The sequence below is a fragment of the Arthrobacter sp. Hb9-2 genome (assembly GCF_059091165.1).
Genome location: NZ_JBNHGJ010000017.1, coordinates 69131 through 89524 on the forward strand (window position 1 = coordinate 69131; position 20394 = coordinate 89524).

Genomic DNA, 20394 nt, shown 5'->3' on the forward strand with positions numbered 1-20394 from the left:
TAAATGATGGTTTCGTTCATTCACGAGCGAGTTTCAGGTGTCCCACTGATAGCAGCATTCAGGCAGGCATCGGTGCCGGCAGTGTGCGGGAGGATCCGCCATAGCCAAACACGCCGGCTCATGCCTAACGTTTCTTTGGGGGCGGGAGTGAAAGGAAAGGCCGATGCGGACCGTGACATATGGTGCGGCGTGCAGCCTCGACGGGTTCATCGCGGGCAGCGACGGAGCCCTCGACTGGCTCCACTTCAGCCGCGACGTCGAGGAAGTGATGGGCGAGTACTGGTCCACCGTGGATGCCGTTTTGATGGGCCGGAAGACCTGGGAGTTTGCGGCCGCTCAAGGCATGGGCGGCAAGCAAGGCGGCGGGCCGGACTCCGGAAATCCCTCCGGGGGCAACGACGGCTCTGGCATTCCCGCTGTTGCCACCTATCTCTTCTCCCGCACGCTGACAGAAACCCCGCCCGGAGTGGAACTCGTCTCGCCCGACGCAGCCGGCTTCGTGAAGCACCTCAAGGGCCAGCCGGGCAAGGGTATTTGCCTGATGGGCGGCGGGGAGCTGGCCGGCTCGCTCTTCGAAGCTGGCCTGATAGATGAGATCAGCCTCAACGTGCATCCGGTGCTGCTCGGTAAAGGTGTCCCGTTTTTCCACCAAACCCGTCGGATTGTCCTCGAACTCACAGAGTCGCGCACTATCGCCGGCGGCTGTGTCCTCATGACGTACCGCGTTCGGAATTAGGGAGCCCTGAGCCGGGCGTCCTGTTCCGGCGGTGCGTTCCTCGCCCAGGCACCAGCCACTCGGAGTTTCACTTCTAGATGGCATCCCGTTGTAGCCGACGTTCATCGCGACTCAACCCCTCACGTCCGTACCGGAGCGTGGGTGACCAGCTGTGACCGAGCCCGATCGAGCCTGTACGGATCGCTTGTGACAGCGCCATGCCGCCCATAGTCTCGCTGAACCGGCTTCCCGGGATCACCACCAAGGGATTCCACGGCATCGCACCCGATCAACGGCCGGACCAGCAGCCCCTGACATACGAGGTACAACAATGACGTTTTCCGCCCGAAGATCACGCAGGCCGGTGGCCGCTTTGGCAGCCGCGGCAACAGCAGCGGCCGGGCTCGCCCTCCTGCCGCCCGCGCCGGCGGCAGCAGCCGAAGCCACCTCAGTGACCATCACACCCAACCCGGCCAGCCGCGGCGAAGCCTTCCAGGGCTGGGGCACCAGCCTCGTCTGGTTCGCCAACGCGACGGCGGGCTACTCCCCCGAGCTGCGCGAAGAGCTCTACCAAAAGGTGTTTGGCGAGGACGGACTCAACCTCAACATTGCCCGCTACAACGTCGGCGGCGGCAACGCATCCGACGTCGCGGACTACCTCAACGACGGCAGCGCCGTGGAGGGCTGGTGGAATCCGGTCACCGAGCCTCCGGCAGGAACCGCCGCTTCCAACCTCTACAACCCGGACGGCACCGTGGACCCCGCGCAGTCCAACAAGTTGGCGTTCCTGGAACAGTGGAACCCACATGACCCCGCCTCGTACAACCCGGACGCAGACCAGAACCAGCGCTGGTGGGTGGAGCGTCTTGCGCAAGACCAGCAGATCACCCACTGGGAAGCTTTCAGCAACTCCCCGCCCTGGTTCATGACCAGGAGCGGCTACGTATCCGGCCAGGTCAACACCAAAAAGGGCGAAAACCTGCTGCCCGAAGCAGAAGCCAAGTTCGCCACCTACATGAAGCACGCCGTCGAACTGCTCGAACAGGGCAGCGGCATCACCGTGGACACCATCGATCCGTTCAACGAACCAAACTCCGGCTACTGGGGTACCGACATCAACGCTGCCACCGGCAAGCCGCCCACCACGTACACCCAGAAGCAGGAGGGCGCCCTGATCTATCCGGCGGCCCAGGACCGCGTCACCAGGCTCCTCGCCGCCGAACTGGCGAAGGACAGCACCACCACAGACGCAGTCATTTCCGCGATGGATGAGACCGACCCGAACAAGTTCATGACCAACTGGAACGGCTACAGCCAACAGGCCAAGGACGCCGTTGCCCAACTGAATGTCCACACGTACGGCACCAACGACCGCCGGCGCGTCCGCGACCTGGCGAGCTCCACGGATAAGCCCCTCTGGATGAGCGAAGTGGGCGGCTTCTGGACCGGAAATCCCGCGCTTGGCGACTCCACCAGCGGCTGGGACCGCTCCAACATCACCAACGGCCTGGGCATCGCCGGCCGCATGGTCAATGACCTGCGCGAACTTGAACCGGACGCCTGGGTGTTCTGGCAGCCGGTGGAGGACACCTACAAGCAGGAAAAGGCCGACAAGGGCTGGGGATCCATCTACGTGGACTTCGACTGCAACTACGAGGGCCGCGAAGGGTTCTCCAACCGGCGGCTCAACGACGGCGCCTCCCCGGATCAGGCCAAATGCCGGGTCCTGACCAACCAGAAATACAACACCACCCGGAACTTCACCCACTACATCCGCCCCGGCGACTTCCTCATCCAGAACGACAACGCCAAGACGGCGAGCGCCCTGGACGCAGACGGGAACGGCGCTACGCTGGTGCACTTCAATGACACCCCGACGGCGGAGAAGGTCACCATCGACCTCAGCCGGTTCGGCAGCATCGCGCCCGGTGCCACCGTCACACCCGTGGTCACCACCAAATCGCCCCTGGATGACATCGAGAAGAACGCCCTCGTGAAGGGCGCCCCGGTCGCAGTCGATATCACGGCAAAGTCCGTGACGCTTGACGTTCCTGCGGCATCCGTGGTGACGTTCGTCGTCGACGGCGTCAGTGGAGTTTCGAACGACGCCGCACCGGTCCAGGACGGCCACAGTTACCACCTCGGCGGTGAGGCCAGCGGCAAGTACCTGACGGCGGGTGCCAATGGAACGGCGTCGATCGAGGAACTGGGCATGGACGCTGCAGGCGTTACGCCGCAGGTCTGGACTTTCAACGCCGTGAACAGCGACGACGAGTTCGCAAACGACCGCCGCTGGGTGGTCACCAACAAGGACGGACGGGTCCTTACTGGCAATGGCGGTGTCCTCAACGGCAGCCAGTCCGGCCCCGCTTCCCTTTCGGCGATGACCCTTGAGCAGGCGAAGGCAAATCCGGCTGCACAATGGATCGTCACCACCGAAAACGGCAAGCAGTGGTCCCTGGTGAACGCTGCAGCGGCGATTGCCCTGCAGGTTTCAGGCAACCAGACCGGCGCCGGAACCGGGGTCTCCCTAGGCTCCTCCATCGGCACCACGGCAACCGCCACTGCAAGCCCTCACCAGGCATGGGGATTCACCGATCTGGCGGACCTTGTGCTCCTGGGAACGGAACCCATTCAGCTGAGCACGCCCATCGGCGTCGCACCTGCCCTCCCCGCCACGGCGACCCCCCTGTACGAGGCGGGTGCAGGTAAGCCGCTGGCGGTGACGTGGGAGAACGTCGACCCTGCCGCATGGCAGAAGGAAGGCAAAGTAACTGTCCGGGGTTCCGGTACGGATCCGTACGGGCAGGCCTTCGATGATGCTGAACTCACCGTAACGGTGGGCAGGTACGTGGCAACTGACCCGGCGTCAGTGACCGTCGGTGTTGGTTCCACGCTGGCTGCGGTCCAGGCAGCTGCCCCCACCCGCGTCCCCGGGCAGATCGGCGACGGTCCTGCCCGCAACCCGCTGGATGTGGTGTGGGACTGGGCTTCGCTCGATGTGTCGGCGTTGCAGGCGACTGGAACGCTGGCCGTTCCGGGCAAAGCTGGTGAGCTTGACGCCACGTTGACCGTTCTGGTGGTGGACCGCGTTCCGAGCAGCAACATCTGCAAGGACGACCCCGCTACGGCTGTGTCCGCCAGCTACACCGAAGGCTCGTACATCGCCAAGAACACCTGCGACGCCAACACCTCCACCCGCTGGTCCAACTGGGTGAGCGGCGGCCGCAACAGCGACAGCCTGAGCTTCGCCTTCAGCCGCGACTACACCGTGGATTCGGTGACACTGGCTTCCGCCGAGAAGGCTGCCCAGAGCCTCAAGGTCCAATACCAGGACTCTTCCGGCGCTTGGCAGGACACGTCCGCCGGCTCCATCACGGGACTTTCGACGGCGGCACCCGTTACCGTCCGTTTTGACCCGGTCACCACCCGCGGCATCCGGGTTGTGTTCGTTACCACGGGCTCGTACACGAAGGTCGCCGAAGTTGCCATTGCCGGCAGCCGGTTGGGTGAAGCAGGCCTCGCAGACCTCGGCAGGTTGCTCGTGAGCCAGGCTTCGGTGGTCGGTTTTACCCCTGGAACCACTGACTACCGGGTGCTGGCCGGGTCGGCGGCGCACGCCGTCGTCGGCTACCCCCTGGACACGAACGCGAAGGTGACGGTGCAGCAGGCAACGGCTGAAAGCCCGGCGGCGGTAGTCACCGTGACGGCGCCGGACGGCACCACGAAGGAGTACCGCCTCACCTTTTCCACCGGCAAGGACGCATGCAAGAACGGCGGCTGGACGACGAGCCCGTCACCAACGTTCAAGAACCTGGGGGAATGCGTTAGCTACTTCACTGCGAACTAGCCGCTGAGGCAACTGCCTTGAGCCTTTCGGGGCGAAACGCAGGGACGGCCGTTGCAGCACCCGCACGTGGTGCCGCAACGGCCGTTTGCGTTGTCCTTCGAAGCCGCGGTTCCGCATCGGTGTAAGTAACAGGCAGCTATGCTGTTGAAAACCCACGCAGCCTCTCACGGCACGGACACGGCACCTTCGAAACCTTCCCCCGCCTCCAAGAGATAAGGAAGATCAGTGAACAACGACCAATCGCCGGGACAGCGCGCCGCTCCCCCGGAGAACGAGCCAGTAGAAGAACTGAGGGTGGGCGTCGTCGGCATTGGCTGGGCTGGTCAGCAGCACCTCAAAGCCTACGATTCGCTGGCAGGCGTGCGCATCGTGTCGCTGGCAGGGATGGAACAGGACCTCCGGGACTCCCTGCAGGCTGAATACTCCATTCCCAATGCATTCGCGGATTGGGAAGACATGCTGCAGCATGGCGGCCTGGACGCGGTTAGCGTGGCAGTGCCCACCTTCCTGCACGCACCCATCGCCGTGGCCGCCCTGGAACGCGGAATACACGTGCTGAGTGAGAAGCCCATCGCGCGCAACGCCGCCGAAGGCCAGTCCATGGTGGACGCGGCGCGCAAGGCAGGACGCGTCCTGGACGTCGCGTTCAACCACCGCCGCCGCGGCGACATCCAGGCATTGAAGGGTGTGATCGACGACGGCGGGCTGGGCCGGCCGTACTACGCCAAGGCTTCCTGGCTGCGCCGCTCCGGCATCCCTACGCTGGGCAGCTGGTTCACCAATCCTGAACTGGCAGGCGGCGGACCGCTGGCAGACATCGGCGTCCACGCGCTGGACTACGCATTGCATCTTCTCGGCGAACCCAAAGTGGTGGCGGTCTCCGCTGCCACCCACTCGGAGCTGGGCCCGCAGGGGCGGGGTGGAGGCAGCGCGTACTCAGCACTGGCCTCCAGCCACGCCTTTGAGGTGGAAGACTTCGCGTCCGCATTCCTCCGCCTTGAAGGCGGCGGCACCCTGCTGATCGAGGCGAGCTGGGCCACCTACCGCGAAACCGACGACCTCCTGGACTTTACGGTCTACGGGACGGACGGCGGCGCCGAACTCAAGGTGCAGGGCGCACCATTTCCACCCGTGGGCCAGCTTCGGGTGTTCACCGAAAAGGACGGCGAGTCCGCCGATTACGTGCCGCCGGTGTTGCCGGGCCGCGCGCATGACGGAGTTGTGGAAGATTTCGTGACGGCGGTGCGCGGCGGCAAGGATGTCTGGGGTGAGCATGATGGATCCCTGGCCCTTTACCGGGCACAGATCATCGACGCGTGCTACCAGTCCGCGCGTGAGCAAAAGGAGGTTCGTCTCTAATGAACGGCAAACTGCGGATCAGGGTCTGGAACGAGGGCGTCCACGAAGCCATCAACGAGCCGTCCCACATCGGGGATATCTACCCGGACGGCATCCACGGCGCCATCGCCGCAGGGCTCCGTTCCTACTATCCCGAGGCGGAGATCACGACGGCGGTCCTGGCCACCGACGACGAACACGGCCTTGACGAGGAGGTTCTGGCGGAGACGGACGTCCTGCTCTGGTGGGGACACATGGCCCACCACGAGGTGAGCGACGCCGTCGTCGAACGCGTCCACCGCCACGTCCTGGGCGGGATGGGCCTGATCATCCTCCATTCGGGGCACTTCGCCAAGGTCTTCACCAAGCTGCTGGGCACCAGCTGCTCCCTCGCGTGGCGCAACGACGGCGAGCGCGAGCTTGTGTGGACCGTGAAGCCGTCGCACCCCATTGCCGAAGGCGTGGACAGCCCCATCGTTATCCCCGAGCAGGAGATGTACGGGGAACTGTTCGACATCCCGGACCCGGACGACCTGATCTTCATCAGCTCCTTCGCGGGCGGCGAGGTATTCCGTTCCGGCGTCACCTTCACCCGGGGCAAGGGCCGCATCTTCTACTTCAGCCCCGGCGACCAGGAATACCCCGTGTACCACCACCCGCAAATTCAGCGGGTGCTGGCCAACGGGGTCCGCTGGGCCTCCCAGCCGGAGCTGCACCGTTCGGTCCCGGAAGTGACCAACCCTGCCCGCGGCTGGTTCGAAGAAGCCTAGGAGTTTATCCAGCTGCGCGGGCTTCGGAGGCCTGTAAGTCGTCTTATCCGGACAAAAACTCCAATGCGTCGGCGACGCTCAGGACGGTGCCGTCAACAAATTCAAATCCTTCCGCCGGGACATAGCGGACGGCGCCGGTTTCCACACTTCCCTTGCCGGCGAGAATGACAACGGCGGCATAGTCGCCGTCGATGGCCGCGGCGGAGGTGCCAAGCCAGGGAATGGCGAGCTGCTCCCCCATGGGGTGCGGCCCGTCCCGGCGCCAGGCTCCGAGGTCGGTCAAGGGCACCCCGAAGCCCGGCAGGGGACGGACCTCGCTGACCAGCCCGGATGCAGCGTCCACCGGCCAGCCCCCGATCCGAAGTCTTCCTTCCACAGTCGCGTCCGTGCCCCGCACCCGGGCCAGCCGCAGCTCAACAGCACCCCGCGTTATGGAAACAACCGTCACCTCCGGCCCCGGCGTCGCTGTGCCTTTGGCGCCGCTGCCGTGGTCCGGTCCGGCGTCGGGGTCAACGGCTATCCAATTCAAGGTGCCTCGGGAGATCCCCACCGACGCGAAGCCCATGTCCTGCTGACCGAGGTACTCAAAGCCTGTCCGATGGGTGGTTCTTCCCGCGTTGTCCACAAGAACGACGGCGTTGTCCAGGGACGACGGCTCAGGGTCCGGGAAAGTGGATGTGGAGTAGCCCAGCCGGGCGTAGAGGGGCGAGTCCGCCACGGCAGCGCCGGCGTTGGCATGGTCCGTTCCGTGGTTCCGGATGCGGACCACGCCGTCGGCAACAGTCCCGTCCACCTGCCAGCCGGGGGCGGCCAGCAGCCTCCGCGTGTCCCCGGTTTCCACAGGCAGCGGCTCCTCGGCCGCAGTCCAGGCGGGGTGGTCAGCCGGCAGGGCCAGGCCCATCATGCCTTTTGCAGCCCAATACGGCGAGCCGGCGCCCGAATAGGACTGCTTCATCCCCGGGAATTCGCCGTGGAAACCGATGGAGAGCAGCCCGTCATCCGTGATGGCCCCACGCTTGACGAAGTAGTCCAGGATGCCTGACGCTGCCCGCCGGCTGACGCCCGGGCTCAGCCGGGTGTTACCCAGCAGCTGGCCGGACCAGAACGGGGCAGCGGCGGCAAAACGGTAGATGAGGCTGCGGCCTTGGATGAGCGGGGCACCGTTGGCCCCCACCAGGTGCACGGCGTCGTCCAGGAAGTCGGCGAGCCTATCCGCGTCGAGCTTTGCCCGGGCCTTGACCCGTGGATCCTCCGGTGCCATGAGCTGCAGCAGCTGCGGGTAGACCTGGAAGGCCCAACCCACGTAGTGGTCGTAGGCGCGTTCGGGTCCGTCGGCGAACCAGCCATGGCCCCGGTACAAGGAGTCGTGAATGGCCAGGCCTGCGTCGATGTCCTCGTCCGAGTACCTGCCGCCAACGGAGGCCAGGAAGGTTTCGACGACGATCTGGAACCAGACCCAGTTGATGGGCGGGTACTCCTCACCGATCACTGTTTCGAACCATGCGACCAATTGCTCCTGGACCCGCTGCGAAAGTTTGTCCCACAGGAGGTCACGGGTCAGGGCGAGGCCTACCGCCAGGGACGCCGCCTCCACTTTTGCCTGGCCGAGTTCTCCGGGGGTTGGCCACCGGTCCGGATTGGCCGGATTGGTGCCGGCGTCCAGCCCCTGCGCATACCAGTCAGCAATCCAGCCGGTGCCCTCCGGGTTACCCTTTATCCGGAAGGATGCCAACAGGAAGGTCCGGGCGAAGGCTTCCAGCGAATCGCTTCGTGGTCCGTAGGCGCTGTTGGCCCCAGGCAGGTGCAGGTTGGCGTGATCATCCGTCGCATAGCGGTGGGCCGAGCGCAGAAGGTAGTCCGCGTAGGCGCACCAGTGCTCGCGGGTGAGTCCGGTGTACGGCGAAAGAGTCCGGTCCGGAGCAGACAGGGTCAGGGACACGGGAGGAGTTGTGGCGGGCATGGATTCCTCAGGGGTATCAGGGCGTCAGCGGTATCAGGGCGTCAGCGGGTCTTGGGGGCAGCGGGTCTTGGGGGCAGGGCCAGCCAGGAGATGGCTCGACGGAGCAGTTCCCGGTGTTCGGCGGACTCATAGGAGGCGCCGTCGTGTCCCAGGGCATCGTAGAAGGTCCGGCCGGCCGGTTCTGAGCCGGGCACGGGGCGTTCGAATGACCAGGCCACGGGATGTTCCGCGTCTTCGTGGGTGTGCGTGGCATGAATGTTAATGTCCGGAGCGGTCCGCAGCCAGGAGTACCGCTCATCCGGCAGTGTGAAGTCCGGGATCCCTGCCACGAGGGGGCCTGAGTCCTGCCGTATGTGGATTGTGGCCGGCCCGTACTCAGGGTGCATGGATGTCCCGCGGACCCAGCGGCCGCCCAACCCGTCCTCCCAATCCGGCAGGTCCACGAAGCTGGTGGCGCTGACATGGCTGGCGAGCATGGGACGCGGCGAGTTCACCCAGCGTCTTAGTCCCGCCGTGGCCTCCGGAATGCCGGGGGACGGCAGCCCATCACGGGGCAGGCCGACATTGACCACCAGGAGATCCGGCAGGTCCACCTCGCCAGAACGGGCAAGTTCCGCCAAGGCGGCGTCCACGTCCGCGGGGAAGTCGACGTCGTATCCCGCCTCCCGGAGCAAATCCGCCAACGCAGTGGACGTTTCGGCGAACGGGTGCCACGGGTCGGCGTACCTGCCAGTGCCGCTCAACAGCAACGCTTTCGGACGTGCGGCCCCGTCAAACGAGGGAGATTCCGGCGTCAGTCCCGCCGTCACCGGGACTCCTGCAGCACGCTGGAGCCGGGCAGGCGCGGTGGGCCAACGGAAGATTCACGCAGGATCAGCTCCGGATTCAACTCGATCCGGTGGACCGGGCGCATGCGCCCCTCGGCAAGGCGGGCTGCCATCAGCTGCACAGCCACCTTACCCACGTACTGCTTGGGCGGCCGCACGGCAGAAATGGCTGGCTCGGCAAGGTAGGCCACCTCGTCGTCGTAGCCCACAATGGCCATGTCCCCCGGTACCTGCTGCCCCCTGTCCACGCAGTGCTGCACGAAGGCCACCGCCTGGGTGTCGGAGTGGACCAGCATGGCCGTGGTTCCGGTTTTTTCGCACAGCTCCAGGACGTGGTCGAAGTGTTGGGCGCGTTCCCCGTTTTCCTGCTTGGCCGAATCCTCGTGCACCGAGCCCTCCAGCGGAATCTTCAGGGCAGCAAGTGCCTGCCGCCAGCCTCGCACCACATGCGGGCTGGTGGGGCTGGACGAATCGGTAAGGCAGCCAATCCTCCGGTGCCCCTCCTGCCAGAGGTGCCGGACCGCCATACCGGCGCCGAAGGTGTGGTCAGTAGCCACCCATTCCAGTCGGTGCGCAGGGATTTCTATGGGCGACCTGCGTTCGGCCAGCACCACGGGAATGGGGAGCGCGTTGAGCCAGCGCAGCAGCTCCTGGCCCTGTTCGCCGGTCATGTCCGGCGCAACGATCAGCCCGTCCACGTTCTGGTTGTCCAGGAGCGCCTGGACCTGGCGGCGGTTGTCCGCGGCATCGTAGGCGGATCCGCGCACCAGGATCCGGAGGTTCTGCTCCTCCGCTTCCGCCCGTGCGCCGCTGATGACCTGCGGCCAGTAGTAGTCGAGGGAAGGCACCACCATGCCGATGGCGTAGCTGTGCGGCTGCGGCCGGCCCGCGGCCGCTGAGCGGTCCAGCCTGCTGGGCAGCGTTGCACCACCATGGACCCGGGATACCAGCCCTTCGTCCGCCAGGAGGTTGACGTCGCGCCGGATGGTCAACTCGCTGACTCCAAGTTTCGCAGCGATATCCCGGACGGTGATGGCGCCGTGGGCCCGGAGTTCCTCCATCAACCGTTCCCTGCGCTGGAGCGAAAACAGGGCCTTTCCTGCTGCTTCATGCGGTTGATCAGGGCTCATGATGTTGCCTCCACGGTGAGGGTGAATGCGCCGGTGGCGCTGGGATGTTCAGCGTTTGAATGTTCCGGCAGGCATGCAGCGGGCAGTCGGAAGCGCAGGCGTGTCAGCTTGGCGCCCCAGATGTCCGCGAGGAGGGGATCGTCCAGGAGCCACTCGTCAACGAGGACGACGGCGGCGGCCGGCTCCCAGCGCAGGAGGGCTCCGCGGGTGCCGCCGGCGGCGGGAATGCCCACGGGCAGGACCGTGGCCGTCCCGTGCCCCACCGTAACGGTGCCGGCCGCAAGGTAGGCGATGTCGACGTCGGACGTTCCTCTTCCCGGCGGGGCATGTCCCAGGTCCCAGCGGTCCTCCACCAGAACCTTCCGGGCTTTCCGGTCCAGGGATGACGTTCGGATCCACTGGTCCGGGTGCAGTCCATAAGCCGCTCCCAAGGCCAGCTGCAGCGTGGGGTCCGCCGGCTTCGGCGCCCGCAGCGCCTCGGCAGCGAACTCTTTGCCGGTGCCCTGCTCCAGTCCGAACGGTGCCGGGACGCTGTGCCAGGCGCTCTGCATGGCCCGGATGTGGTAGCGGTCCGGGCTGAACGTCTTCGCCGTATAGGTGGGCTGGCCGGCGTCAACCAGCAGCGGAACGCCGTCGACCGCAACCACCACCGAGCCCACGTCCCGGTGGTTATGGTGTTCGCCGTTGTGTCCGCCCTTTGCGGACACAAACAGGCCTTCCGCAGTGCCTGCGGACTCCCGGGCCACCATGATCTGCACCGACGGGAGGTACGTGAAAGGAATCAGCGGCGGGGTGTCCGGGCTTGTCGTATCCGCCGCACCCAGAAGCGAGTGCAGGACTCTTCCAAGGCCCGAAGCCGGCTCGGGGCACGGGGAAACCATGGCCGCCGCATGGCGGGTGGCGTTCTGGTCCCCGAGGCGTACAGCCCAACGGTGCAGCATGTCCCACGGCAGCGCCCGGGCTGCCCGGGCGGGGCCGTCGGCGACGTTCAGATACCAGTTCGTTCCGATGTGCATCCGGTGCGGGAAGGCAACCAGTTCACGGATCACCGGAAGGTCCGCATTGAGTCCACCTCCGGTGGCTTCTTCCAGCAGCGCGAGTCCTTCCAGCGCCCTGCCGGCCCCGTTCCACCAGTAGGCGAAGCCCTCGTCAATGGCGCCGTCGGGGGGCAAGGAGGCGAGGAAGCGGTCCAGTCCTTCAATGCACCGTTCGACTGTTCGAACCTGTTCGGATGGATCCTCCACCAGGAAGATGGCGGCCGCGAGAAGGTTGGAATGGATCCAGGGATTCCAGTTGTGGACGTCGCCGTGCAACCCCAGCCAATGCCAGTCGAGGCGAGCCAGGAAGGGCAGGATGACCCGTTCGGCGGTTTCTTCCCGGATGCGGAGGCGCAGACCAGGGGCCCTCTCCTCCAGACGATCCCCCAGGATGTGGTCCAGCCAGGCCAGCTGCGCCGCGACTTCCCCCGCCCCCAGGTCCAGGTAGGGCCTGGAGATTCTGGGCACCACCTCGCCGGAGCGGGAGAATACGTCATCATGCGCAGCCCAGCTCCACGAGCTTTGCTCGCACAGCAGGTACACGCCGTCGATCACCTCATCAATCCAGCTCTCCTCTTCTGCTGCCCCTTCTGCAGCCGGGCCGGGAAGCAATGACATCACCACCGCCCGGATGAGGCGCTGCTGGCGTGCCGCTACCAGGCCTTCGTAAGCCGTGCGGTTGCCGTCCCGGAAATAGCGGGCGTAATGCGAGACGAGGGGCTGCGGCCACGCCGTGCCTTTCTCCCTGGCGGCCTGCCGGCGCAGCGCTTCCAGCGGCGCGGCGGGGACCCCTTCCCACGCAGCTTCCTCTGCAGGCCGGACCCGTACGCGCTGCCGCGCTTCGGCCAGCAGGCTTGCCAGTTCCGGGCCGGCGGCCTTGCTGCCCCAGGCGGCAGCCAAGGGTGGTTCAAGGGTGCCCGCTGGCACGGAGTGAAGGGCCATGGCTACTTTCGCTTGTTCGACTATGAATGTTTCGGAACGATTAGGAGCAGCTTGAATGATCTGCCTTGTTTATGAGTATGTACGGAATGTTAGATGTGATGCAAGACATGTTCAGACCGGAACGGCTCAGGCCAAGAATGCGCAAGGAGGGTCCCTGATGTCACTGAAGCCGAAGGCACTGCTGGTCATGAATAGTGGAACCTTTGCCGATCAATTTGATTGCACCCGGCTGGAACGGCTGGGAAAGGTGGTTGACCTCGGGGCCAGCCCATGGACGGATTCACTCGATGGTGCGGAGCTCACGGAGCGGCTTTCCGACGTCGAAATCCTTTTGACGAGCTGGGGCGTTCCCCTGCTCGACGCCGAACGCCTGGAACGGATGCCCAAGCTTCGGGCAGTTTTCCACTGTGCCGGCACGGTCCGCAGTTTTGTGAGTGAGGAACTGTGGGAGCGCGGGATTCTGGTGACCAACGGTGCGGACGCGAACGCCATCCCGGTGGCAGAGTTCACCTTTGCCTCGATCATCCTGGCAGGGAAGAAGGCACACGTACTGTCCAATGACGCACGCACTTTCCGCGAGGACTGGAGCTACAGTACCCGGCGCGGGGAGCTGGGAAACATCGGGCGGGTCATCGGAGTGATCGGCTTCTCGCGCATTGGACGCCGGGTGGTGCAGTTGGTGCAGCAGTTGCAGGACGTGACCTGCCTGGTCAGCGATCCTCATGCGGATCCACGGGCCGTGGCGGCCGCCGGCGGGCGCCTCGTTCCGCTGCAGGAGCTGCTGTCGGCCTCTGACGTCGTGACAGTCCACGCCCCCGCCCTGCCTGAAACGCGGCACATGATCGGCGCCCCTGAATTGCAGGCCATGAAGGACCACGCCACCCTTATCAACACAGCCCGGGGTTCGCTGGTGGACACCAAAGCCCTGGAAGACGAGTGTGCCACCGGACGCATCACGGCCCTGCTGGATGTCACCGAACCGGAACCCCTGCCCGCGGATTCCGTGCTGTACGGCCTCCCCAACGTGATCATCACCCCGCACATCGCAGGTTCGCTGGGAACGGAAACCCGGAGGATGTCCGACGCCGCCCTGGACGACCTGGAACGGTACCTCACCGGCCAGGAGCTCCTCGCCCAAGTGCTCCACGAGGACCTCTCGCTCAGCGCCTGACCAAAGTACAACCACCGCCATTACGGCAAACTTGGAACCCTACAAAGGAGAACGCAATGAAGCGCACAACCCTCGCCGCCATCGCCCTGGCCGTCACGGCCGGGCTTGGCTTGACCGGTTGCGCGGGTGCCGCAGGCCCTGCCGAGCCCCAAAGCCAGGACGGCAAGACCCGCCTGACGGTTTCCGTCTGGAACTATGAAGGCACACCGGAATTCAAGGCCCTGTTTGACAGTTACGAGGCCGCGAACCCCAGCGTGGACATCGAGCCCGTGGACATCCTCGCTGACGACTACCCGCAGAAGGTCACCACCATGCTCGCCGGCGGTGACACCACAGATGTCCTGACCATGAAGAATGTCATTGACTACGCCCGGTACGCCAACAACGGCCAGCTGCAGGAAATCAACAGCGTGGTGGACACCGTTGGCAAGGACAACCTCGCCGGCATTGACGCCTTCGACATTGACGGCAAGTACTTCGCAGCACCCTACCGGCAGGACTTCTGGCTGCTGTACTACAACAAGGACCTCTTCAAGGCCGCCGGAATCGAAGATCCCAAGGATCTGACCTGGGAGAAGTACGCGGAGATCGCCAAGCAGCTCAGCTCAGAAGCGGGCGGCAAGAAGGTCTACGGCACGTACCACCACATCTGGCGCTCCACGGTTCAGGCCATCGCGGCCGCCCAGAACAGCGCCGACCAGAACAGCGGCGAGTACAGCTTCATGGAGGACCAGTACAACACCACCCTGGACCTGCAGAAGAGCGGCGCCACCTTGGACTTCGGAACGGCCAAGAGCCAGAAAACCAGCTACCGCACCATGTTCGAAACCGGCCAGGCGGCCATGATGCCCATGGGCACCTGGTACATCGCCGGCATCCTGCAGGCCAAGAAGGACGGCAAGTCCAACGTCAACTGGGGCTTGGCTCCGCTGCCGCAGAAGGAAGCGGACGGCAAGGTCACCACCTTCGGCTCCCCCACGGCCTTCGCGGTCAACAAGAACGCCGCCCACTCCGATGAAGCCAAAAAGTTCATCGAATGGGCCGCCGGCGAGGAGGGCGCCAAGGCAATCTCCAAGATCGGTGTTGTCCCTGCGCTGCAGAATGAGTCCGTCACCGCTGAGTACTTCAAGCTGGATGGCCTGCCCACTGACGAACTGTCCAAGGAGGCCTTCACCCCGGACGAAACCGCCCTCGAAATGCCGGTGAGCGATAAGTCCGCAGCTACGGACAAAATCCTTAACCAGGAACATGACCTGATCATGGTCGGCGAGCGCTCTGTCACCGACGGCGTCAATGAAATGGGCAAGCGCGTCAAGGGCGAGGTCCTGGGCAAGTAGGCCAGGCAGTAGCCCTTCCCCGGGCCGGCGTCCCCCAGCGGGCAGCGCCGGCCCGGGAAACCAGAACTTTCCGATCCTGAATTGGAGGAACGCCCCCGGTTTCCGGGAGCGGGTCATCATGACTACTGAAACACTCGAGCCGGCTGCCGCCCCGGCATTGCCCCGGCACGGCAGCGGCAACCGCAAGCAGGCGCGGCGCAATACCTTGATCGGCTGGACCTTCATCCTGCCGAACTTCCTGGGCTTCCTGGCCTTCACGCTCATCCCCGTTATCGCAGCCTTCGCACTTTCCTTCATGGAATGGACCTCGTTCACGGCGCCCCGCTGGGTTGGGCTTGAGAACTTCCAGCGAATGTTCCAAAGCGACACCTTCTGGGTGGCCCTGCGCAACACCGTGGTTTACGCTGCGGGCCACGTCCCCCTCACCATGGCATTGGCCCTGCTCCTGGCCATGCTCCTCAACCGCAAACTCAAGGGCATCGGCTTCTTCCGGGTGGCCATCTTCTTCCCTTACATCACCTCCCTGGTGGCCGTCGCCGTCGTCTGGAACATGCTGTTCAGCCCGGACAGCGGCCCCATCAACCAGTTCCTGAACTCCATCGGCATCGCCGAGACCCCCGGCTGGACCTCCAGCTCCGACTGGGCCATGCCCGCCGTCATCATCACCAGCGTCTGGCGGGACATGGGCTACTACATGGTCCTGTACCTGGCCGGCCTGCAGGCCATCCCCGCAGAACTCTATGAGGCGGCCGAGGTGGATGGCGCCAGCGCATGGCAGCGCTTCTGGAACGTGACCATCCCGTCCCTGCGGCCCACAACCTTCTTTGTGGTGGTGATGCTGACAGTCTCCAGCTTCAAGGTCTTCGACCTCATTGTGGTCATGACCAACGGCGGGCCGGGCCGCTCCACAACCGTGCTGTCCCAGCTCATTTACCAGGAAGGTATCGGCGAAGGGAAGTTCGGCTACTCGTCCGCCATCTCGCTGGTGCTGTTCCTCATCGTCCTGACGGTCACCGTCCTGCAGTTCAAGATCCAACAGCGGAGGGAACGCTGATGACCAACATGGCCGAAGACGTCAAAGCCGAGGCACCGTTCGCCGGAACCGGCCTCACATCCACTCCGGAAGACCACCGCCGTTCGCAGCGCAAACGCTCAACGAGAGAACGCAAGGCCCGCACCACCGACGTCGTGATCTACGCGGTTCTGGCCGTGCTGGTGGTGGCACTGATGGTGCCGTTCATCTGGATGGTCTCCTCCTCGCTGAAGGAGAACAACCAGGTCCTTACTGTTCCCATCCAATGGATTCCCACCGAGTTCGTGTGGAGCAACTACAGCGACATCTGGACCCGGATTCCGATGATGGGGTATCTGCAGAACTCGCTGTACCTGGCAGTCATCATCACCTGCCTGCAGGTCCTGACCGGGTCGCTGGCGGCCTATGGCTTCTCGAAGGTCCGCTTTCCGGGCCGCGACGTCCTCTTCCTGGCCTACATCGGCACCATTGCCGTGCCCTGGCAGGCGTACATGGTGCCGCAGTACATCATGATGCAGAACCTGGGCCTAACCAACAGCTTCAACGCCCTGATCCTGCTCCAGGCGTTCGGCGCCTTCGGTGTGTTCCTGATGCGCCAGTACTACATGACCATTCCCGATGAACTGTGTGAAGCTGCCCGCATCGACGGCCTGAGCGAGTACGGGATCTGGGCGCGCGTCATCCTGCCGCTGTCCAAACCGGCCCTGGCCAGCCTGGCGCTGCTGACGTTCGTCAACACCTGGAACGACTACATGGGCCCGTTCATCTACCTCACCAGCAACCGGCTCTGGACCGTCCAGCTTGGGCTCCGCTCCTTCGTGGGCCAGTTCGACGCCGAATACGCCATGATCATGACCGGCTCCGTGATCTCCGTGATCCCCATCCTCCTCATTTTCCTGGTGGGGCAGCGCTACTTCATCCAGGGCATAGCGACGAGCGGCATGAAGGGATGACCACCGTGCAGAAGGACCTGGCAGGGCCGCAGCGGCGCCGGAGGGCGGGGTGGAATTCCGGGCTGGGGTTTGACACCTTCGGCAGCATCTTCGGCTTCGTGTACACGTTCCTCGCCGGGAACGTCCTGCTGGCCCTGGCCAACGCTCCGTTGGTCCTTTGCCTCGCCCTGGTGGCGGATCCCTTCGCGGCCTGGCCGTTTTTCCTGGCCCTCTCGGTGACAGTGCCGCCGTCGCTCGCCGGCCTGTTCACCGCGTTTCAGGCACTCAACGACGACGGCACTGCCGTTAGGCCCGTGGTCGCGTTCCTCCGCGGGTACAGGCGGAGCTTCCGGCGGGCAGCCCCGCTGGGGTCGGCAGCCGTCGCCGCCCTCCTTTTTCTCGGCGTCGACCTCATGATTGTCCAGTCGCTGCCCGCCGGGGCAGTGCTGGTTCCCGTCATCGTGGTGGCGGCGGCCGTCGTTGTCGGCGTGGCAGTGCTGGCCATCGCCGGGGCCGTGCTGCTCCCGGACGCAGGGCTCAAGAGCCTGCTCAAAGCATCCCTCTACCTGTGCGTCCAGCGCTGGTACCTCAGCCTTGCCATGCTGGTGCTGCTCGGCATCATCGTCTCGGCGGCACTGCTCCAGCCGGTCCTGGGCGTGGCCCTTGCACCGGCGCCGCTGCTGTTCGTGGTCTGGAGCAACGCCGCCTACGCCTTCCACGCCGTGCTGCGCGGGGGTTCCGTAGGGTAGCTTCGGAATATCAGCGAACGACGTGCAGGAGCGGCTGCGGTGCCAAAGAGTGTTGACCATAACGAGCCATGGCTGGGATCCAAGGATGCCGATGCCGCAATCATTCCCGCCGACATTGATACACCGGAAATCCTGGTGGACGTCGATGTCCTGCACCGGAACATCGCCAAAATGGCCCGGGCCGTCCAGGCAAAAGGCCTGGCCCTGCGCCCGCATGCCAAGACCCACAAGATCCCCGAAATCGCTGCCCGGCAGCTCGCGGCTGGTGCTGCCGGGCTGACAGTGGCAACCATCGGCGAGGCGGAGGTGTTTGCGGCGCGGGGTGTAGACAACATCTTCATTGCCTACCCACTGTGGCTCTCGCCCCAAAAAGCCGGGCGCCTCCGGCGGCTGGCGGCAACGGCAGCAATTTCAGTAGGTGTGGACTCCGCATCCGGCGCGGCGGTGCTTGGAGCCGGCCTAGGCGGCCAGGCCGGGGACGTGGCCGTGCTGGTGGAGATCGACAGCGGCCACCACCGCAGCGGTGTCCCGCCGGAAGCGGCGGCAAAGGTGGCCCGGGCAGCCTTCGACGCCGGTTTGCGGGTGGCAGGCGTGTTCACCTTCCCGGGCCACAGCTACGCCCCGGGGATGCCCGCCGAGGCGGCGGCGCAGGAGCAGGCAGCACTGAAGCAAGCGGCAGAAGTCCTTGCGGCGGCAGGGTTCGAGGCGAAGGTCCGAAGCGGCGGATCGACCCCCACGGCACTGCTCACCGAGGGTTCCGTTGCCACCGAAGTGCGGCCCGGAGTCTACGTGTTTGGTGACGCCCAGCAATTCGAGCTGGGCCGCTGCGCTCTTGAAGACATTTCCCTCACGGTGGCAACCACGGTGGTCAGCCATCACACCACTCCGCCGGGCACCCCTTCGCGCTTTATCGTTGACGCCGGCAGCAAGATCCTGGGCAGCGACCGCCCGGCCTGGGCAAGTGGATATGGCCGCTTGATCGACCACCCCGGAGCCAGGGTCACCGCCCTCTCCGAACACCACGCCACCGTGGAATGGAACGACGGCGGCGCGCCGCCACCCGTCGGCACCCGGCTGCGGGTCATCCCCAACCATGTATGCCTGGCCATCAACCTCGTTGACGAGGTTGCCGTCGTAAGGCAGGGACAACTCGTGGACCGGTGGAGCGTGGCAGCCCGGGGAAAGAACAAGTAGCCCGCCAAACGGCAGAGCACCCGTCGTGCGGGTGCCGGCTAGATCAGCCCTTGCGCGAGCATGGCGTCTGCCACCTTCACGAATCCGCCGATGTTCGCGCCAAGTACGTAATCCCCGGGCGCACCATACTCTTCCGCCGTGGCGGCGCAGACATCGTGGATACCCACCATGATCTCGGTAAGGCGCTGCTCGGTGTGCTCGAAGGACCAGGAATCGCGGCTGGCGTTCTGCTGCATTTCCAAAGCGGAGGTGGCCACCCCGCCGGCGTTGGCTGCCTTGCCGGGGCCGAAGAGCACGCCGGCCTGCTGGAAAACGGACACCGCATCGGGAGTGCTGGGCATGTTTGCCCCTTCACCCACGGCGAGCACACCGCCGCTGACCAGGGCGGCGGCAGCAGCGCCGTCGAGCTCGTTCTGGGTCGCGCAGGGCAGGGCTACCGTGGCGCCCGCATCCCAAACCGAACCGCCCTCGAAGTACTGGGCGCCAAGCTTGCGGTTGGCGTATTCCTTGAGCCGGCCGCGCTGCACTTCCTTGATCTCGCGCAGCAGCGGAACGTCGATCCCGCCCTCGTCAACGATGTAGCCGCTGGAGTCCGAGCACGCCACCACCGTGGCGCCCAAGTCCTGTGCCTTGGCGATGGCGTGGATGGCCACATTCCCGGACCCCGAAACCACAACCCGCTGCCCGTCGAAGGACAACCCCCGGGTTTTGAGCATTTCGTTGGTGAAGATGACCGTACCGAAGCCGGTTGCCTCCGGCCGGACCAGTGATCCGCCCCAGGAAATGCCCTTGCCGGTGAGCACACCGGATTCATAGCGGTTGGTGATGCGTTTGTACTGGCCGAACAGGTAGCCGATTTCGCGCCCGCCCACCCCGATGTCGCCTGCCGGGACATCGGTGTACTCCCCGATGTGGCGGTAGAGCTCAGTCATAAAGGACTGGCAGAACCGCATGACTTCGGCATCGCTGCGGCCGCGGGGGTCGAAGTCGGAGCCGCCCTTTCCGCCCCCGATGGGCATGCCGGTCAAGGCGTTCTTGAAGATCTGCTCGAAACCGAGGAATTTCACGATGCCGAGGTTGACCGAGGGGTGGAACCGCAGCCCGCCCTTGTAGGGACCCAGCGCGGAGTTGAATTCGACCCGGAAGCCGCGGTTGATCTGCACCCGGCCCTCGTCGTCTGTCCAGGGAACCCGGAAGATGATTTGCCTCTCGGGTTCACAGAGCCGACCCAGGATGGCTGCTTCGAGGAACTCGGGGTGGCGGTCGTGGACCGGGCCGAGGCTTTCAAAGACTTCAGTGATGGCCTGATGGAATTCTGCCTCACCAGGGCTCCGGGCCAGGACAATCGCCTTCACGGCCTCGAGTCGTGCATCCATGAATTCTTCCTTACGTGGCCGGGCAAGGGGCGG

The 20394-nt window shown here is 65.1% G+C and carries 15 protein-coding genes; 10 read left to right on the forward strand and 5 right to left on the reverse strand.

Going from position 1 to position 20394, the window contains the following annotated elements; all coding sequences use genetic code 11:
- The first annotated feature begins 163 nt into the window (after nucleotides 1-163).
- The 4 genes from AC5RV1_RS11480 (at nucleotide 164) to AC5RV1_RS11495 (ending at nucleotide 6673) form a co-directional block, all read left to right on the forward strand.
- A complete protein-coding gene (locus AC5RV1_RS11480) occupies nucleotides 164-736 on the forward strand; it encodes a dihydrofolate reductase family protein (RefSeq protein WP_493994605.1) in 573 nt (190 codons plus the stop codon).
- Between the two features lie 310 nt (nucleotides 737-1046).
- A complete protein-coding gene (locus AC5RV1_RS11485) occupies nucleotides 1047-4565 on the forward strand; it encodes a discoidin domain-containing protein (protein ID WP_493994606.1) in 3519 nt (1172 codons plus the stop codon).
- Nucleotides 4566-4790: 225 nt separating this feature from the next.
- A complete protein-coding gene (locus AC5RV1_RS11490; protein WP_493994607.1) occupies nucleotides 4791-5924 on the forward strand; it encodes a Gfo/Idh/MocA family protein in 1134 nt (377 codons plus the stop codon).
- Nucleotides 5924-6673 (forward strand): ThuA domain-containing protein, encoded by a 750-nt coding sequence (locus AC5RV1_RS11495; RefSeq protein WP_493994608.1) that lies wholly within the window; start codon nucleotides 5924-5926, stop codon nucleotides 6671-6673. Before AC5RV1_RS11490 ends, AC5RV1_RS11495 begins: the two co-directional genes overlap by 1 nt.
- A gap of 43 nt (nucleotides 6674-6716) precedes the next feature.
- Here the strand turns inward: AC5RV1_RS11495 and AC5RV1_RS11500 are convergent, their stop codons facing one another.
- The 4 genes from AC5RV1_RS11500 to AC5RV1_RS11515 are packed head-to-tail and all read right to left on the reverse strand — an operon-like array spanning nucleotide 6717 to nucleotide 12569.
- Nucleotides 6717-8633 carry a DUF2264 domain-containing protein gene (locus tag AC5RV1_RS11500; RefSeq protein WP_493994609.1) on the reverse strand — a complete coding sequence of 639 codons (1917 nt, stop codon included), beginning with the start codon at nucleotides 8631-8633 and terminating at the stop codon, nucleotides 6717-6719.
- Between the two features lie 41 nt (nucleotides 8634-8674).
- Complete coding sequence (locus AC5RV1_RS11505) at nucleotides 8675-9442, reverse strand: ThuA domain-containing protein (RefSeq protein WP_493994610.1); 768 nt, start codon at nucleotides 9440-9442, stop codon at nucleotides 8675-8677.
- Nucleotides 9439-10590: a LacI family DNA-binding transcriptional regulator gene (locus AC5RV1_RS11510; protein WP_493994611.1), complete on the reverse strand. Its 1152-nt coding sequence runs from the start codon at nucleotides 10588-10590 to the stop codon at nucleotides 9439-9441. Before AC5RV1_RS11510 ends, AC5RV1_RS11505 begins: the two co-directional genes overlap by 4 nt.
- The gene (locus AC5RV1_RS11515; RefSeq protein ID WP_493994612.1) at nucleotides 10587-12569 is read right to left on the reverse strand and encodes a heparinase II/III family protein; all 1983 of its coding nucleotides are present in this window, start codon (nucleotides 12567-12569) and stop codon (nucleotides 10587-10589) included. The genes AC5RV1_RS11510 and AC5RV1_RS11515 overlap by 4 nt, the downstream gene beginning before the upstream one ends.
- Nucleotides 12570-12726: 157 nt before the next feature.
- Between AC5RV1_RS11515 and AC5RV1_RS11520 the strand changes: the two genes are divergently transcribed.
- The 6 genes from AC5RV1_RS11520 (at nucleotide 12727) to AC5RV1_RS11545 (ending at nucleotide 18985) form a co-directional block, all read left to right on the forward strand.
- Nucleotides 12727-13740, forward strand: coding sequence for a hydroxyacid dehydrogenase (locus AC5RV1_RS11520; protein ID WP_493948027.1), 1014 nt, complete (start codon nucleotides 12727-12729; stop codon nucleotides 13738-13740).
- 56 nt (nucleotides 13741-13796) lie between these two features.
- Entirely contained in the window at nucleotides 13797-15077 is a 1281-nt protein-coding gene (locus AC5RV1_RS11525; protein ID WP_493994613.1) for an ABC transporter substrate-binding protein, read from the forward strand.
- Between the two features lie 118 nt (nucleotides 15078-15195).
- Nucleotides 15196-16131 (forward strand): carbohydrate ABC transporter permease, encoded by a 936-nt coding sequence (locus AC5RV1_RS11530; RefSeq protein ID WP_493948029.1) that lies wholly within the window; start codon nucleotides 15196-15198, stop codon nucleotides 16129-16131.
- Nucleotides 16131-17063 (forward strand): carbohydrate ABC transporter permease, encoded by a 933-nt coding sequence (locus AC5RV1_RS11535; RefSeq protein WP_493948030.1) that lies wholly within the window; start codon nucleotides 16131-16133, stop codon nucleotides 17061-17063. Before AC5RV1_RS11530 ends, AC5RV1_RS11535 begins: the two co-directional genes overlap by 1 nt.
- Nucleotides 17060-17791 carry a hypothetical protein gene (locus AC5RV1_RS11540; RefSeq protein WP_493994614.1) on the forward strand — a complete coding sequence of 244 codons (732 nt, stop codon included), beginning with the start codon at nucleotides 17060-17062 and terminating at the stop codon, nucleotides 17789-17791. Before AC5RV1_RS11535 ends, AC5RV1_RS11540 begins: the two co-directional genes overlap by 4 nt.
- Before the next feature lie 102 nt (nucleotides 17792-17893).
- Nucleotides 17894-18985 (forward strand): alanine racemase, encoded by a 1092-nt coding sequence (locus tag AC5RV1_RS11545; RefSeq protein ID WP_493994623.1) that lies wholly within the window; start codon nucleotides 17894-17896, stop codon nucleotides 18983-18985.
- A gap of 38 nt (nucleotides 18986-19023) precedes the next feature.
- Here the strand turns inward: AC5RV1_RS11545 and gdhA are convergent, their stop codons facing one another.
- Complete coding sequence (gene gdhA / locus AC5RV1_RS11550; RefSeq protein ID WP_493994615.1) at nucleotides 19024-20361, reverse strand: NADP-specific glutamate dehydrogenase; 1338 nt, start codon at nucleotides 20359-20361, stop codon at nucleotides 19024-19026.
- Between the last annotated feature and the right edge of the window lie 33 nt (nucleotides 20362-20394).